Below are 14482 nucleotides of genomic sequence, written 5' to 3'. Positions count from 1 at the left end.
ACTGGTTTTTTGAAAAACAGACCAAAAAGCTCACCACAGAGACACAGAGGCACAGAGAAAGGAAAAAGAGAAGACTCAAAAACGAATCTATCCATTTTGATAAAGCGCTTTTTCTTTCTCTTGCTTTTCTCTGTGTCTCTGTGCCTCTGTGATGAGAGGTCTTTGATGGTTAACCTGGCACTCTTGATAAAAGCTGAGCCGTTTGCACCCCTGTTGTTTTCTATCCATAGGCCATGTCAAAAAATGCTCATGTCATCGTCCCGTCACGCATCTCAATTACCCTCGCGCGACTTGACCTTAGGATGTGAATGCAATGCTCAAAAATTCCATGCTGCGCCTGCATAGAAACTTCATCATCACTGCCTGTGTGGCTTTGATTGCCTTTATTTTTCTGTATGCCTATATGGGCACACCCAAGCCTTTCATCAAATGGAAGTGGATGGACATCGTCGGTGAAGGCGGCACTTCAGTCATGTCTGGTTTGTGGTTGCTGATCATGCTCAGCAGCCGTCCCAAGGGGCTGGTGACGCGGCTGTTTGCATTTGGCCTGGCGGCCATCATGCTGGGGTCATGGGCAGATTGTCTGGATGAGTTTTTTGCGATACCCAAGGAAGATGTCTGGGATAACTGGCTGGAATCCATGCTGGTCTTTACCGGTATGCTGATCGTCACTGCCGGTATGTATTACTGGCGCGAAGAACAATTCACTCTGAATGAACATTTGCAAAAACGTGAACGTCTGTTCCGTGACCACCGTGCATTTGATCGGGTGACTCAGCTCAGCAATGCTGATTATTTGCGCCTGCAAATCAAGCAGGAACTGGACAGCCATCCTGGCGTACCCTGTGCGCTGGTATTGCTGGACATAGACCAGTTCCATCTGATCAATCGTCAACATGGTCAGCATGAGGGCGACCGCGTCTTGCAGGCCGTCAGCCACATGCTCTTGCTGAACCTGCGTAATGAAGATGTCCTATGTCGTTATGCAGGCGACAGGTTTGCCCTGGTCTTGCATGACACCAGTCTGAAGGAGGCGCAGGCACTGGCCGCGCATCTGTGCAAGATGGTCAGGGAGATGCGTTATTGTGCCAAAGAGGCGACACTGGAAATCAGCATGCGACACGCCTGCACCATGGCGGACGATGCGCCGGATACTTTACTGAGCAGGCTCAGTTGCGCAGTGGAAGCCAGTGCGCGTGCCTCTACTGAGCCGCAGTTGGCAACGAGGGGCTTGTAATGCACTTCCATCAGGCTGCAGACGCCTGCCTGCCAGCCGGATACCATGCGGCGCAGATATTGGCCTATACACGTAGCCGCGAAGTCGATGATGAGCTCATCTTGCGCAGTGTAAGTCTTGATGCTGCACGGATCACGCAAGGGCAATGTAGTATCAGTCCGCAGCAATATCTGCAATTGCTGGCTAACGCACTACAGGCTCTGCGCAGTGCCGACAGCAGTTTCATGCTGGGGCAACAAATGCTGCCGGGGCATTTTGGCAGTGTCAGCCATGCTTTGTTGCAGGCACAAAGCCTGCGGCAGGCGCTGGCGATTCTATGTGCGCATTCCACCCGCCTGTGTCCTTTGCTCAGACCGAGGTTCAGTGAAGGGAAAGATGTAACTGTCCTTTACTGGATGGATAGCTATGGTGCACCCAGCCTGCGTCCCGCGATAGTCGAGATGCATATGACAGCCGTGGTCGCCATGTGCCGCTGGCTCAGTGGTATGCGTCTGCCATGGCGCTTCTGTTTCAACCGCAGCGCTGCCCGCCACACCGAGCAACATGAAGTGCACCTCGGCAATGAGCTACGTTTTAATTGCCATCTGGATGCCATGCTGATGGCCACAGAATATTTGGATTTGCCGTGGCCACGAGGTAGTACGCTGGCAGCCAGCCTGGCCTTGCAACAGGCACGGCAAGAAGCCTTGCTCAGCGATGAAACGCCGAGTCTGTTAAATGCGGTCTATGATTATTTGCTGACCCATATACGAGGCAACCCTAGCCTGGAGCAACTGGCGGCTGCATTTGCAGTTAGCCCGGCCAGCATGAAACGCTATCTGGCCAAAGAGGGCACGCATTTCCAAGCCGAGCTGGATCAGGTACGCACCCATGTCGCCCTGTATTTATTTCAGAGCCGACATTACGACAATGAGGCAGTTGCCATGCACCTGGGTTTTCATGATGCGAATAATTTCCGGCGTTCTTTCAAACGTTGGACAGGGCTGACGCCCAGCAGCTTGAAAGAAAGCATGACTCAGGATTTTCCTGGGCTGAATTTCAGTGTTGGGATTTGATGGTGGGATAGTAGTCAGACTGTTTTTGCAACTATCCAATCAATGTATATCCTTGATTCGTCTTTCATACGGCACGTTTGCATCTTTCCCGCGGTTTTGCCGCACGCTCATGGAAATGATTTTCAATAATATCCTGATGAGTACAAAGGCAACAAACAAGGTAATGATCAGCGGAATAATCGTGATCAGTAGTGCGATAGCAAGAACGATAACCAGAATTTTTGGCAAAGGTGTACGCAGCAGGTGTTCTCCGACCTTTTGTCCTGTCTGACGAAACTCTTGCGCTGCCTGTCGGCAGACGGAATACAAGTATTGGCTGATGCTATTTTTCATGGGTAACTCCTGAAATTGGTGCTTGCCTGGTCTGAAAATCAGGCGATGGGGGCATTATCCGCATGCTTGCGTAAATAATCTACGGTAATTTTAATGCGAAATTGCCGTTCCCTGTTTTCAGGGGCAATTCTGCAATGTAATCTCTTGATAAAAGCAAAAAGAGCGACCAGCATGGTCGCTCTTTTGTTCAAGTTATTACGGCTAATTCATTGCTTATTTAGCCTTGCCCAAATGCTGCAGGAAAAAAGCTTCATATTTTTTGTGCAGAGCCTTGGGTTTGACCGTGCCACCCAGGCCATGTTCGCCATCCGGATCAAGGAAGAGATCAACTAGGGATTCCTTACCGTTTTCCAATAAAGCACGATACACATTCACTGTATCCTGGTACAAGACGTTTGGATCCTGCATACCGTGTACCAGCATCAGCGGTTTTTTCAGGCCGGCAGTCAGAGGCAGCAGTGAATATTTGCGCAAGTTGGGTTTGCTGCGTTCTGTCTTGCCTATGGTGCGGCCACTGTACCAGCTATTGTAATTTTCCCATTCTGTCGGGCCAGCACCAGCGATACCGGCAGCAAAGGTATCAGGGCTGGTGTACATGGTATATTGGGTCTGGAAACCACCAAAGCTCCAGCCTGTGAGGCCGATGCGCTTGCCATCAACACCGAGGTTCTTTTGCATGTACTTGGCCAGGTCTTCCAGGTCTTCAGCCTGCGGTTTACCTACCTGTTCCCAGTTGGCATCGCTGAACTTGCGGCCATAATTGGAGTGGCCGCGTGGGTCTACTGCCACCGTTACATAACCATGCTTGGCTGCCATATACATGCCAAACATATAGGCAGTCTGCTGGAAGCTGTCAGTCTCAACGATGTGCCTGTCATTCAGCGGGCCACCGTATGTGTAAACAATCGCAGGGCGGTGATCAGATGAACTCAGGCCGGCCGGCTTGAATACATAAGCCTGTATCTTGTCGCCATGGCGGTTGGTGTAGCTGAAGCGCTCAGGGCGTTGCAGGTCTATCGCATTCCATTGCGGGTCATGGCTTTGCGTCAGCGTGGTGGATTTGGCTTTGCTGATATCCAGCAGTTTCAATTCAGGTCGGCTGGCCCATTGACCTGCCATGCTGGCCAGCTTGTCGCCGCTTTCTGTGACTGTGCTATTGCGATAGAAGTCACCAGCCTGGCCCAGGGCTTTCATGTCACCAGTTGCGAGATCGACCTTGTAGGCATTCATGGCGGCAAAATCATCCTTGTTGGCGAGTACGAACATGGATTTATTGTCGTCGCTAAAGCCGATGATGTTGTGCGCTTCAAAGTCGCCTTTGAGCAGAGGTTTCACGCTGCCATTGCTGACATCGATTACATAGGGTTGGCGATAACCTTGCTCATCAAGGACGGCAACCAGTTGCTGGCTGTCTGCCGTGAAGCGCGGTGCCAGTACATTGACGACTTCATGACCAACGTTGCCACGTCTTTCCAGAACCATTTGTGGCTTGACGCCTTCTTCTGCCTTGCCGACATAGATGCGCAACAAATCTTTTTCACGTTCCCATGTGGAGAAGGTGTAGCGGCTGCCATCCTTGGCCCAGGCGACCGGGCTCATTTCAAACCAGACATCGCCACCATCATTGGTGAAGACGGGTTGTGGCTGGCGTGCAGAGGCATCGCCAACGCGGCGTATATACAGGGCCGTAGCGGGTATCTTGCGTTTGTCATCGGACACTTCACGCGATACTTTTTTGGCTGTAGCAAAACGCTCGCTGTAGTTCATGATCTCGACCTGGCGTTCTGCAGGTGGGGGTGGTTTGCCATTTTCTGGTTTGGCATCCGGTGCCTCGGCAGAAATTGCCATCCATTGCTTGTCTTCACTCAGTACAGTACTGGCGATGCGATATTTTTTATCGGCGTCGTCAGGGTGTATCAGTTCACGGTTCAACTGGCGTATTGCACTGCTGCTGAAGCTGGCGTTGAACAGGCGTTTTTCATCCATGTAGATATAGCCATTATCATCTGCCTGGTAGGCAACGATGCGTTCGGTTTTATCGGTTTGCGTCAGTCGTTCTATCTTGCCATCTGCCGCATTCAGGCGGAACAGGTCACCTCGGTATTGGAAGATCAGTTCATTCTTTTTATTTGCCCAGACCAGGGCATCTACACCAGGGTAGAGATCGCTGGGTTTGAGCTTTTCTTTTTCGAGTTTCTTTTTCAGCTCGTCACGCAGTTCCCAGACCTCCTTGACTTTGTTGTCGTCTTTTACATCTTTCTTTTCGTCTTTTTTGTCGCCATCGTTTTTAGCAACGCTGGCTGTGCCGGTTTTCGCGGCAGCCGCAGCGGCTTTTTCCCTGGCGGCCTCTGCATCTACTTCAGCTCTCTTGGCAGAGTCTTTGGCTTTTTTTTCTGCCAGTTCACGTTTCACTTCTTCCAGTGCGGCTTCTTCCCACTGCATCAGGTTGACTTTTTCACCGCGCAGGTAGGCGGCCTGGGCTTCTGCCTTGGCCTGGCGCTCGGCTTCTTCTTTTTCTTTTTGTTTGGCTTTTTTATCGAAGCGGTCCCAGTCTTCGGGCGCGTCATAGGTTTTCATCAGGGTTGGTGAAGTAATGCGTTTGGTTTCACCAGTCTGGGTGTCATGGACATATAAATCAAAACCATTTTCACCGAATGGGTTCCAGGTGTAAGCCAGATAACGGCCATCCTTGCTGAATTGTATATGGCGTGCGGCCTGACCAGCGTAACCTTTTGCGCGATATACCTGTTCCAGCGTCAGCTCGGCTGGCTTGATTTTGGCGACGCTGGCAGCGGCTGGCGCAGCCTGCGCGGTTTCTTGAGGAAAGAGCAAGCTGGCTGCCCCGCTAAAAGCGAGCGCAATGCTGACAGTGAGAATTTTCGGAGACATAGTGAAAACCTTGGTTTTAGTTTAATTAGCAGGTATTGGATGGATAAAGAGGTGATGCGCAAATGCCGATGTTAAAACCTGTGTGCGATCTTACTGCGCGAGCGTGATCGGGGCTCATGTGCTGCTCAAAATGCTCATGTACTAAAGTACATTCCGCTTTTTGCGCTGCTCTTCACCCCGCTGACGCTCGCTCGCTACAGATCGAATACCGGTTTGTAGCAATCTATCGCCGGAATTAACGCATTTTCCATAGACAAATGCTAGTGAGGACAGTTCCACAGGAAAACAAATTCTACAAAAATCGGTAGAAAATTTGCTTTTGTTTTATGAAAGCGGAGTTAGCTTCAGTTTTTTGCAGGATTGCGCTTCACACAGAAAGCTTGCGGTATTGCTGCGGGCTGAACCCCAGCCTGGATTTGAAGGCACTGCCAAGATGGGACTGATGAGCAAAACCACAATCTGCGGCAATGTCAGCGATAGACAAATTGCTATTCTTGATGAGCAACCGCGCCCTTTGCAAGCGACGCTCGGTGATGTACGCATGTGGTGTGGTGCCGGTTGCATAGGCAAAGCTGCGCAAGAAACGCAGCAGCGGCATATTTGCCATTGTTGCCAGTTCTTCCAGATTCAACGTGGTGTCGAGCTGATCTTCAATGTAATCGAGTATGTGACCATGCAAACCTTTGTCTTGTGCGTACTGACTTCGCGTTGTTGTTGCACCCGATTTTTTATTGGCAAGTGCTAATCCGCGTTGCAAAAATAGTCCCGCTTTTTCTTGCAGCAGCAGAGCATCTTTATCTTTTTGTAAGAGCAGGCTGCGCAATTGCCAGGCCAGCATGACAGCCTGTTTGTCGCCTTGGAATATCTTTCTCGGCGATGATGCACGCATGCCTGCCAACAGATCAGGATTGGTGATGTGCATGAGCAGGTATTCACCGCCATGCGCAGATTCTGAAAACATAGGCAAGCCAGCAGTGCTGATGGCAAAGTCACCTGGCCAGGCATCAAAATCCAGACGGATATCGTTGCCTATCGCATGCACACCTGTCTGACGCGCAAATGCCAGACCCAGGCTGGTATGGGACGATGTGCTGCTGACGGAATAGGGCAGGGCTGGTAATAATACCAATCTTGCCCACTTAATATCGATGATGTCGATGGTATCCATGCGCATGACAAAAACTCTCTGCTGAAATTTCTTGATAGCCTGAAAAATGCGGTCTGCTTATTATAGAGGCATCCAATCACTTGGCTAGTCCACTAGCCTTTAATTCACAGACGGAGTTGCAATGAAAACCATAGGCCTGATAGGCGGCATGAGCTGGGAATCGACAATACCTTATTACAAGCAAATCAATGAAACCATCAAGGAAAAGCTCGGTGGCCTGCATTCTGCAAAAATCATCCTGTATAGCGTCGATTTTCATGAGATAGAAAAGCTGCAATGTGCCGGTGACTGGGATGCCGCTGGTGTCATCCTCGCACAGGTAGCGCGCTCACTGGAATTGGCGGGGGCAGATTTTCTGGTCCTGTGTACCAACACCATGCACAAGCTGGCACACTTCATTGAAGCTGCCGTAGCGATCCCCTTGTTTCATATCGCCGATCCTACGGCGCAAGCCATCAAGGATGCTGGTTACGGCAAGATAGGTTTGCTCGGTACACGCTTTACCATGGAGCAGGATTTTTACCGAGAGCGTTTACACAGCAAACATGGTTTGCAAGTGTTGGTGCCCGAGCTGGCAGACCGTGACATTATTCACCAGGTTATTTATGAAGAACTTTGCCTGGGCAAGATCAACCCGGCATCACGCCAGCACTACCGCCGCATCATGGCCAGCCTGAAAGAGAATGGGGCTCAGGCGATTATCCTCGGTTGTACCGAGATCTGCCTGCTGGTAAGCCAGGATGATGCCGGTGTGCCCTTGTTTGATACTACGGCCATCCATGCGCGCGGTGCTGCGCTCTATGCTTTGTCGTGAGTGGCGAGTGGACTGTAACAGTGAAATCGAGAGTGAAGGACATGTGCCCGACGCATCAGGACAAGACAAGGGTCAACAAATGAACGCAGCGATAGTGGGGCTATCGCGAGTATTTGCAACGCAGCCATGATCGTCGCGCACATAGCAGGCACTCCGATTTTCACTGTTACGGTTCCCTAGCATCAATTGACTTTGCGCAGGGCTTCCCTCAAAGCGGGCAAGAGGTTTTCCTTCAGTGCGGGTTCGGTGCTCTCCCTGACTGAAAAATACAGGGGCAGCAAAAAGGCACTGACATTATGCCTTTGCGCTAGTCTGGCCTGGTTGTAAGGGCCGGGCTGTATGCTGTTGTCCATCAGTTTGTTGAACCACAGATCCCAGTCGCGCTTGTTGAAACTCGGTGTTCGCGCCAGATAATACACGGCTGTCATCAACCTGACTCCTTCTCCATATTGATAGAAATGCGTGGATGGGGCGATCTGCGTAGCAATGGCTGCCAGCATGGTTTCATGCTGGGGTTTTTCTATGGCTGGGTTCATCGCCAGTTGCAGCATGAGGTCGGCGCTATGGGCTACGCCATGCCGCCAGCCATCTTTTTCATCAAAGCCACGATAGTCGCGCAAGTTGCTCAGATAGTGGCTGCCTGCATTGACGATATCGATTCTCTCCTGTGCGCTCAGATATGGTTTTTTCCTGTCCACCCGCACCAGTTCTGCCAGCGTCAATATGGCAAAGGGCCGCAAAAAACTGCTTTCTTCCGCTGCAGGTGCCTGCACGGCATTCAACATTTTCATGCGCAGGCTGGTGAGTGTCGTGACGTCAAGCTTCTCAGCGCGCATCCAGGCGGACAGCCCTTCAAAGGCCAGTTCATCACGTAATTCTGTAACCGGGTTACCAAGACAATCAGCCGCAGAGAGCGCCAGGCTTTGCCGCTTGCTGTCGTCGTCCAGCTTCCAGCCAGCAGATTTCGCGGCCTTCAGGTCCTGTTTGGTCGGTTCAACACAATCGGCTAATGTTGTAGTACTGGTCAACAATAAAGCGAGCAGACAAAAAGTAGAGGTCAGACGATGCATGAGTGCTATCCATACAGAAGAGGAAAGATTGACAAGTGTGCCATGCCGATTTTTTCTTGTCATGCGCCACAAAAAACTTACACAAAGTATATTGATGTAGTGTTATAGTTAACTACAACACTAATTTACTTGTGAGATGAAGCTGTAGAAGTATCAATCTCGTTGTCCCGGGTATTCAAAGGAAGATGCAAGCATGAGCGTTAACTGGAATGACCAGACGCCGATTTACCGGCAATTGAAGCAGCGGGTGCTGGGCATGATGCTGGATGGCTTGTTAAAGCCGGGGGATGCCTTGCCCTCGGTAAGGCAGGTGGCAGCAGAGTATCAGCTCAATCCGATTACGGTATTGAAAGCCTATCAGGAATTGGTCGATGAAGAACTGGTGGAAAAACGAAGGGGTGTAGGCATGTATATGACCGAATCAGCGCTCGATAAATTACTCGCAAATGAGCGCCTGCGTTTCATTGAAGAAGAATGGCCAGCCATGCTGGAACGTATACGCAGGCTGGGTTTGGATGTGCAGCAATTGCCGGGTTTGAAGAAAGGGGGCAAGCAATGAGTGCCGTTATTTCTGTCTGCCATCTGAGCAAGCATTATGGCAAGCAGTGCGTACTTAATGATGTGAGTTTTGATATACCTGTTGGTCGCATCGTTGGGCTAATAGGCCCGAATGGCTCAGGCAAGACCAGCACACTAAAAGCTTTGCTGGGTCTGGGGAGTTTTGAAGGCGAGGTGCAGGTGTTGGGTATGGACCCGCGCACCCGGCGCGATGCCTTGATGAATGAAGTCTGCTTCATTGCCGATGTGGCGATTTTGCCGCGTTGGCTAACGGTCGCTCAGGCTGTCGATTTTGTCGAAGGTGTACACCCTGGTTTCAAGCGCGAAAAGGCAGAATTCTATATAGCGCAAACCAAGCTCATGCCCCATATGAAAGTGAAAGCGATGTCCAAGGGCATGGTCGCACAATTACACCTGGCATTGATCATGGCAATAAACGCCAAGGTGCTGGTACTTGATGAGCCCACACTTGGTCTTGATATTTTGTACCGCAGGCAGTTTTATCAAAATCTGCTTGAAGATTATTTTGACGATAACAAGACTATAGTCGTAACCACCCATCAGATCGAAGAGGTGGAGCATATTCTCAGTGACGTGATCTTCATCAACGAGGGCAAGCTAGTGCTGGCCGACACTATGGATGCTTTGGGAGAGCGCTTTATCGAAGTCGCCGTTGCACCCGAGCACATGCAACAGGCAAGGGATTTGCAACCCGTACAAACGCAAACCGTGTTTGGTCAATCCAGAATGTTGTTTGACAGCGTTGCACGCGAGGTTTTGAGTAGGCTGGGTGAATTACGTCGCCCCGGCATCGCTGACATTTATATCGCCACCATGAAAGGGGTACGGTAATGAAAAAAATGATTTGGCTGATACACCGCGAATATTGGGAAAACAAGACACTGTTGGTTTGGACACATGCTGCGTTGGCGCTTATCATTGCGCTGCTCTACTCAATTGCATGTGGTGCTCCCAGTTATCAGTTCAGTGGTAAATTTGTCGAGCCCGCCGATATGGATATGCTGCAAACACAATTCGTCTTGTCCTCGCTGGCAGACAGCTTTATGTTTTCCAGCGCACTACTTTCATTGCTATTACCTTTATTGATGACGGCGTATTGCATCAGTTCTCTGTTCAATGACAGACAAGACAGGAGTATATTATTCTGGCAATCGATGCCTGTATCCGGTGTTCAGACCCTGCTGTCCAAACTTGTCTTTGCCTTGCTGTTGTTGCCGCTGGCAACGTTTACATTTTCTTTGCTGACAGCGCTGCTTGTGCTGATTCCTCAGATCGTCAGATTGCAGATGGCTGGTTTGCACGCCAATGTTTTTGCCGGAGTATTCGGCAACCCTGTGTTATTGATAACACCTTTGAAAGTGTTGGCCTTGCTACCGTTGTATGTTTTATGGGCCTTGCCCACGGTAGGCTGGCTGATGTTGGTATCTGCCTGGGCGCGCAGCAAACCTGCCTTGTGGGTCGTGGGGACGCCACTGTTGACGGTTGGTTTGCTGGCTTTGTTGAATAATAATCTGAGCCTGGGCTTGAATATGCGCTGGCTGGAATTCAATGTAATAGGGCGTGGCTTGATGAGCAGCATCCCAGGCTCCTGGTTTGCTTATGCCAAGCTCTTGAGTAAAGAGGATGTCTCGTACATGAGAAGCTTCTCTGGCTGGCCGGGCGATATGTTTCGGCCATCGCTGGACATGTTTGCTAAGCCAGAGTTGTGGTGTGGCGTTTTGTTAGGCATAGTGATGCTGGTCATGGCTGCGTATTTTCGTCAAAGGCGTGACATCGGCTGAGCGGCAACTTGCAAAACTGGAGGGAGCTTAGCCTCCCTCTTGCCACATGTCAGCGAGCAGGTTTTACCACCAGGGCCACCCCTGCCAGCGCAATCACCATACCAAGGATCGCAGTCATCGTCAGCTTCTCCCCAAACATCAGCCAGGCCATGGCGGCTGTGACTGCGGGCACCAGATACATATAGCTTGTGACCTTGGTTGCCTCGCCATGCCGTATCATGATGAACAGCACCGAGATACCAACGCCGGACAAGACAAATACTGACCAGGCCATGGCAGCAAAAAACTGTGGTGTCCAGATAATGGTCTGGGTTTCCAGCGTCAGCGCAAATGGCAGTGTGACCAGCAGAGAAGCGACAAACTGTATGACTTGCCCGGTTCTGACATCAAAACTGGGGCAGGTTTTTTTCTGGTACAGCGTACCTATGGTCATCGCGGTTAATGCCATGACCGCCAGCGCCACGCTGCTGACGGATAAGCCGATGACAGAGATTTTATTGGCGACCACCAGCGCTACGCCGCAAATACCAAGCGCAAGTCCTGCCCATTGTTTGCCATAGATGCGCTCACCAATCATGGGGCCAAGGAATGCAGTAAAGATAGGCTGAGTGTTGGCGATTAATGCGGCGACACCAGCAGGCATGCCCAGCTTGACCGCGCACCAGATACCGCCGAGATACATGGCCTGCATCATGATGCCTGCGATAGCTATTGGCAGCCAGAAGCGGCGCTCAGGCCAGGGCGCACGCATGGTCAGCGCCAGCACCAGCATGAAGATAATCACGCCCAGATAACGCAGGCACAAGAATGTCAGTGGTTCTGCATAAGGCAGGCCGTATTTGGCGACGACATAACCGGATGCCCAGATGAAAATGAAGATGGCGGGGAGAAAACGTAATAGAGGAGAGGCTTTGGTTTGCATGCTGTTCAAAGAGTAAGGCGATAGAGCATAGGGGGAAATTCCTGTCGCTCATTTGAGCCATGATCTTCGCATAAACAGCTTGAATGATGGGTGAAAAAAAACCTGCGGTGCTGATGCATGCGCAGGTTTTTTTCATCTGTGATGTATATGTTATGAATATGTCATAACACGACAGGCATCACGACAAGCTGACTCAGCCCAGGTTTGCTGTTGCAAACTCCCAGTTGACCAGTGCCCAGAATGCTTCCAGGTATTTTGGACGTGCATTGCGATAGTCGATGTAGTAAGCGTGTTCCCACAGATCGCAAGTCAGCAAGGCTGTGTCTGCTGTTGTCAGTGGTGTTGCTGCATTGGATGTGTTGACGATATCCAGTGTGCCGTCGGCTTTTTTGACCAGCCATGTCCAGGAAGAACCGAAATTACCTACGCATGACTTGGTGAAAGCCTCTTTGAATGCATCGAAAGAACCCCATTTGGCATTGATCGCATCTGCCAGTTTGCCGTCAGGTGCTCCGCCGCCGTTAGGTTTCAGGCCATTCCAGTAGAAAGTGTGGTTCCAGATCTGTGCGGAGTTATTGAAAATGCCGCCAGAAGATTTCTTGACGATTTCTTCCAGTGTGGAGTTTTCAAATTCTGTACCCTTGATCAGGTTGTTCAGATTGGTCACATAGGTTTGATGATGCTTGCCATAGTGATATTCCAGAGTCTCCTGGGAGATATGTGGAGCCAAAGCATCCAGTGCGTAAGGCAGTGCCGGTAAGGTATGTTCCATATCGTGTCCTTTAATCGTGAGTTCATCATTTCCGGCAATCCGGAAAAGCCAGACCAGCATTGTAAGCTTTTGTGCAAAAGCGTGCACGCGGCCTTATACAAATTCTATGTATATGCGCAAAATGATGATTGCGACAGAACGGGGGCAAGACTAAGTAATTCTGCTTAAGTGTGCGTCAGAAGTGTGCATCAGTCGAGTTTCGTTTGCACGCTGCTGATGCCTACTTCGGCAGTACCTGATGCTAACCTGACTTGTATCAGCGATTGCGGTTTGAGTTCAGATGTATTGCGCAAGGCCTTGCCTTTGTGGTCGCTGAGGATGGCATAGCCGCGCTCCAGTGTACGTTGCGGGTTCAGCAGCTCCAGTTGGCTGTGCAGGGCAGACAACTGCTGTTGCTGGCCTTCACGGACGTGTCTGGCCGCTTGCTGCAGGCGTCTTTGCATGTCGGACAACAGCAGTTGTGGTTTGCTCAGGTCAGGCCTGTGTGTCTGCCAGCTCAGGGTCAGTTGCTTCAGTTCATGTCGCGCCTGACGCACTGGCAAGCTGGCGCTGCGGCTGAGGTTGCGGGCCAGGTTTGCCAGTTGCAGGCGTCTGGCGGCAATGGCAGCGCTGGGGCTGAGCAGGCGGCGGCTTTGCCAGTCCAGGGTCTGGGCCTGGTCATCGAGTTGCCGGTGCATGCAACGGCTGAGTATGTTCGCCTGACGTTGCAATAACTGCAGCCAGGCGTCTCGTGGCGTCGCTGCCAGCTCTGCAGCGGCGGTTGGTGTGGCTGCGCGCAAGTCGGCGGCAAAATCGGCGATGGTAAAGTCAGTTTCATGACCTATGCCGGCAATCACGGGCATGGGACAATTGACGATGGTGCGGGCCACGACTTCTTCATTAAAGGCCCACAGGTCTTCCATGCTGCCACCACCACGGCAGACCAGCAAGACATCGCATTCTTCACGGGCAGCAGCAGAGGCTATCGCCTGGGCGATCTTCATGCCTGCGCCTTCGCCTTGTACTGGAGTAGGATAGAGGATGACGTTAATGTGTGGCGCACGCCTGTGCAGCGCGGTCAGGATATCGCGCAGGGCGGCGGCCTGCGGGCTGGTGACTATGCCTATGGTGTTGACAAAGACGGGTAAGGGGCGCTTGCGCTCAGCGTCAAACAAGCCTTCCTGTGTCAGTTGCGCTTTCAGGCGCAAGAATGTTTCATATAAATTGCCAACGCCGGCACGGCGTATGGCCTCCACACTTAACTGATAATCGCCGCGCGGCGCGTACAGGGTAACCAGGGCGCGCACTTCCACCTTATCACCTTCCCTGGGCTGGAAGTCGGCATATTGCGCGCGGCCACGGAACATCACGGCCCTGACCTGGGCACCACTGTCTTTTAATGTGAAATACCAATGTCCAGACGTGGCGCGCGTAAAGTTGGAAATCTCGCCAGAAACCCAGGTCAATGGCAGGTTGCGTTCCAAAAGCTGAGCAACGGCCTGATTCAGCGCCGTAACTGTCATCACGGGGGGCGTGTTTACTGGAGTGGCGTAATGCGATTCAGGATTCATAAAGCTCGGCGCCGGAAAATCTGTCCACAGAAGCGTGGAATGGTCATTAGCATGTCATTTTGCCTCTGAGATGTCAAAAGAAATGAAAGTTTACTATCTAAGTCTTTGATTTTTAATAAAAATCAATCTGCAAAAGAATGAGGCAAAATGAAAATTCCCTTTCAAATCAAGGACATTGCGCTGCATCAAGCAGCTTGTGCACAAACTTATCCACAGAAATTGTGGTTAAGCTGTTGAAAACTTTATTTTCACCTTGCTCAGGCGTTTTGCCTAAAATATTTGCACTGCGGTAATCTTTTTTAAAATCAAGTA

Annotated in this window: 13 protein-coding genes; 6 read left to right on the top strand and 7 right to left on the bottom strand. The window is 51.0% G+C overall.

From position 1 onward, the window contains the following. The first annotated feature begins 313 nt into the window (after window positions 1–313). Window positions 314–1237: a GGDEF domain-containing protein gene (locus tag ACO0LG_RS27185; protein ID WP_423031354.1), complete on the top strand. Its 924-nt coding sequence runs from the start codon at window positions 314–316 to the stop codon at window positions 1235–1237. Beyond that, the gene (locus ACO0LG_RS27180; RefSeq protein WP_423031352.1) at window positions 1237–2292 is read left to right on the top strand and encodes an AraC family transcriptional regulator ligand-binding domain-containing protein; all 1056 of its coding nucleotides are present in this window, start codon (window positions 1237–1239) and stop codon (window positions 2290–2292) included. Before ACO0LG_RS27185 ends, ACO0LG_RS27180 begins: the two co-directional genes overlap by 1 nt. Before the next feature lie 39 nt (window positions 2293–2331). On the opposite strand, the gene ACO0LG_RS27175 is transcribed toward ACO0LG_RS27180, so the two are convergent. The 3 genes from ACO0LG_RS27175 to ACO0LG_RS27165 all read right to left on the bottom strand — a co-directional run bounded on the left by ACO0LG_RS27175 (window position 2332) and on the right by ACO0LG_RS27165 (window position 6688). Next, window positions 2332–2625, bottom strand: a complete 294-nt coding sequence (locus ACO0LG_RS27175) for a hypothetical protein (protein ID WP_423031350.1) — start codon at window positions 2623–2625, stop codon at window positions 2332–2334. Window positions 2626–2838: 213 nt separating this feature from the next. Further along, window positions 2839–5514 (bottom strand): prolyl oligopeptidase family serine peptidase, encoded by a 2676-nt coding sequence (locus ACO0LG_RS27170; protein ID WP_423031348.1) that lies wholly within the window; start codon window positions 5512–5514, stop codon window positions 2839–2841. A gap of 367 nt (window positions 5515–5881) precedes the next feature. After that, complete coding sequence (locus ACO0LG_RS27165; RefSeq protein WP_423031346.1) at window positions 5882–6688, bottom strand: helix-turn-helix domain-containing protein; 807 nt, start codon at window positions 6686–6688, stop codon at window positions 5882–5884. Window positions 6689–6803: 115 nt separating this feature from the next. Here ACO0LG_RS27165 and ACO0LG_RS27160 point away from each other — a divergent pair, with 115 nt between their 5' ends. Beyond that, window positions 6804–7496, top strand: coding sequence for an aspartate/glutamate racemase family protein (locus ACO0LG_RS27160; protein WP_423031344.1), 693 nt, complete (start codon window positions 6804–6806; stop codon window positions 7494–7496). Between the two features lie 182 nt (window positions 7497–7678). Here the strand turns inward: ACO0LG_RS27160 and ACO0LG_RS27155 are convergent, their stop codons facing one another. Beyond that, on the bottom strand, window positions 7679–8566 hold the full coding sequence (locus ACO0LG_RS27155) for a DUF2785 domain-containing protein (protein ID WP_423031342.1): 888 nt from the start codon (window positions 8564–8566) through the stop codon (window positions 7679–7681). Window positions 8567–8759: 193 nt separating this feature from the next. Here ACO0LG_RS27155 and ACO0LG_RS27150 point away from each other — a divergent pair, with 193 nt between their 5' ends. From ACO0LG_RS27150 to ACO0LG_RS27140, 3 genes are read left to right on the top strand one after another with little or no spacing between them, the layout of a single operon-like run. Beyond that, entirely contained in the window at window positions 8760–9125 is a 366-nt protein-coding gene (locus ACO0LG_RS27150; protein WP_423031340.1) for a GntR family transcriptional regulator, read from the top strand. Continuing rightward, the gene (locus ACO0LG_RS27145) at window positions 9122–9976 is read left to right on the top strand and encodes an ABC transporter ATP-binding protein (RefSeq protein WP_423031338.1); all 855 of its coding nucleotides are present in this window, start codon (window positions 9122–9124) and stop codon (window positions 9974–9976) included. The genes ACO0LG_RS27150 and ACO0LG_RS27145 overlap by 4 nt, the downstream gene beginning before the upstream one ends. Beyond that, window positions 9976–10926, top strand: a complete 951-nt coding sequence (locus ACO0LG_RS27140; protein ID WP_423031336.1) for a hypothetical protein — start codon at window positions 9976–9978, stop codon at window positions 10924–10926. Before ACO0LG_RS27145 ends, ACO0LG_RS27140 begins: the two co-directional genes overlap by 1 nt. 49 nt (window positions 10927–10975) lie before the next feature. On the opposite strand, the gene ACO0LG_RS27135 is transcribed toward ACO0LG_RS27140, so the two are convergent. From ACO0LG_RS27135 to xseA, 3 genes are all read right to left on the bottom strand, one after another. Continuing rightward, window positions 10976–11848 (bottom strand): DMT family transporter, encoded by an 873-nt coding sequence (locus ACO0LG_RS27135; protein ID WP_423031334.1) that lies wholly within the window; start codon window positions 11846–11848, stop codon window positions 10976–10978. A 193-nt stretch (window positions 11849–12041) separates the two neighbouring features. Next, window positions 12042–12620, bottom strand: a complete 579-nt coding sequence (sodB, locus tag ACO0LG_RS27130; RefSeq protein WP_423031332.1) for a superoxide dismutase [Fe] — start codon at window positions 12618–12620, stop codon at window positions 12042–12044. Between the two features lie 188 nt (window positions 12621–12808). Then, window positions 12809–14170, bottom strand: coding sequence for an exodeoxyribonuclease VII large subunit (gene xseA, locus ACO0LG_RS27125; RefSeq protein ID WP_423031330.1), 1362 nt, complete (start codon window positions 14168–14170; stop codon window positions 12809–12811). Window positions 14171–14482: the final 312 nt, after the last annotated feature.

This window comes from Undibacterium sp. Ji42W, assembly GCF_049340405.1.
Lineage (GTDB): Bacteria > Pseudomonadota > Gammaproteobacteria > Burkholderiales > Burkholderiaceae_D > Undibacterium.
The sequence above is the reverse complement of the archived record's forward strand: the minus strand, read 5'-3'. Positions and strand labels throughout refer to the sequence as shown.

Coding starts and splice junctions, on each gene's coding strand:
- ACO0LG_RS27185 (WP_423031354.1), top strand. CDS start 314: ATGCTCAAAAATTCCATGCTGCGCCTGCATAGAAACTTCATCATCACT.
- ACO0LG_RS27180 (WP_423031352.1), top strand. CDS start 1,237: ATGCACTTCCATCAGGCTGCAGACGCCTGCCTGCCAGCCGGATACCAT.
- ACO0LG_RS27175 (WP_423031350.1), bottom strand. CDS start 2,625: ATGAAAAATAGCATCAGCCAATACTTGTATTCCGTCTGCCGACAGGCA.
- ACO0LG_RS27170 (WP_423031348.1), bottom strand. CDS start 5,514: ATGTCTCCGAAAATTCTCACTGTCAGCATTGCGCTCGCTTTTAGCGGG.
- ACO0LG_RS27165 (WP_423031346.1), bottom strand. CDS start 6,688: ATGCGCATGGATACCATCGACATCATCGATATTAAGTGGGCAAGATTG.
- ACO0LG_RS27160 (WP_423031344.1), top strand. CDS start 6,804: ATGAAAACCATAGGCCTGATAGGCGGCATGAGCTGGGAATCGACAATA.
- ACO0LG_RS27155 (WP_423031342.1), bottom strand. CDS start 8,566: ATGCATCGTCTGACCTCTACTTTTTGTCTGCTCGCTTTATTGTTGACC.
- ACO0LG_RS27150 (WP_423031340.1), top strand. CDS start 8,760: ATGAGCGTTAACTGGAATGACCAGACGCCGATTTACCGGCAATTGAAG.
- ACO0LG_RS27145 (WP_423031338.1), top strand. CDS start 9,122: ATGAGTGCCGTTATTTCTGTCTGCCATCTGAGCAAGCATTATGGCAAG.
- ACO0LG_RS27140 (WP_423031336.1), top strand. CDS start 9,976: ATGAAAAAAATGATTTGGCTGATACACCGCGAATATTGGGAAAACAAG.
- ACO0LG_RS27135 (WP_423031334.1), bottom strand. CDS start 11,848: ATGCAAACCAAAGCCTCTCCTCTATTACGTTTTCTCCCCGCCATCTTC.
- sodB (WP_423031332.1), bottom strand. CDS start 12,620: ATGGAACATACCTTACCGGCACTGCCTTACGCACTGGATGCTTTGGCT.
- xseA (WP_423031330.1), bottom strand. CDS start 14,170: ATGAATCCTGAATCGCATTACGCCACTCCAGTAAACACGCCCCCCGTG.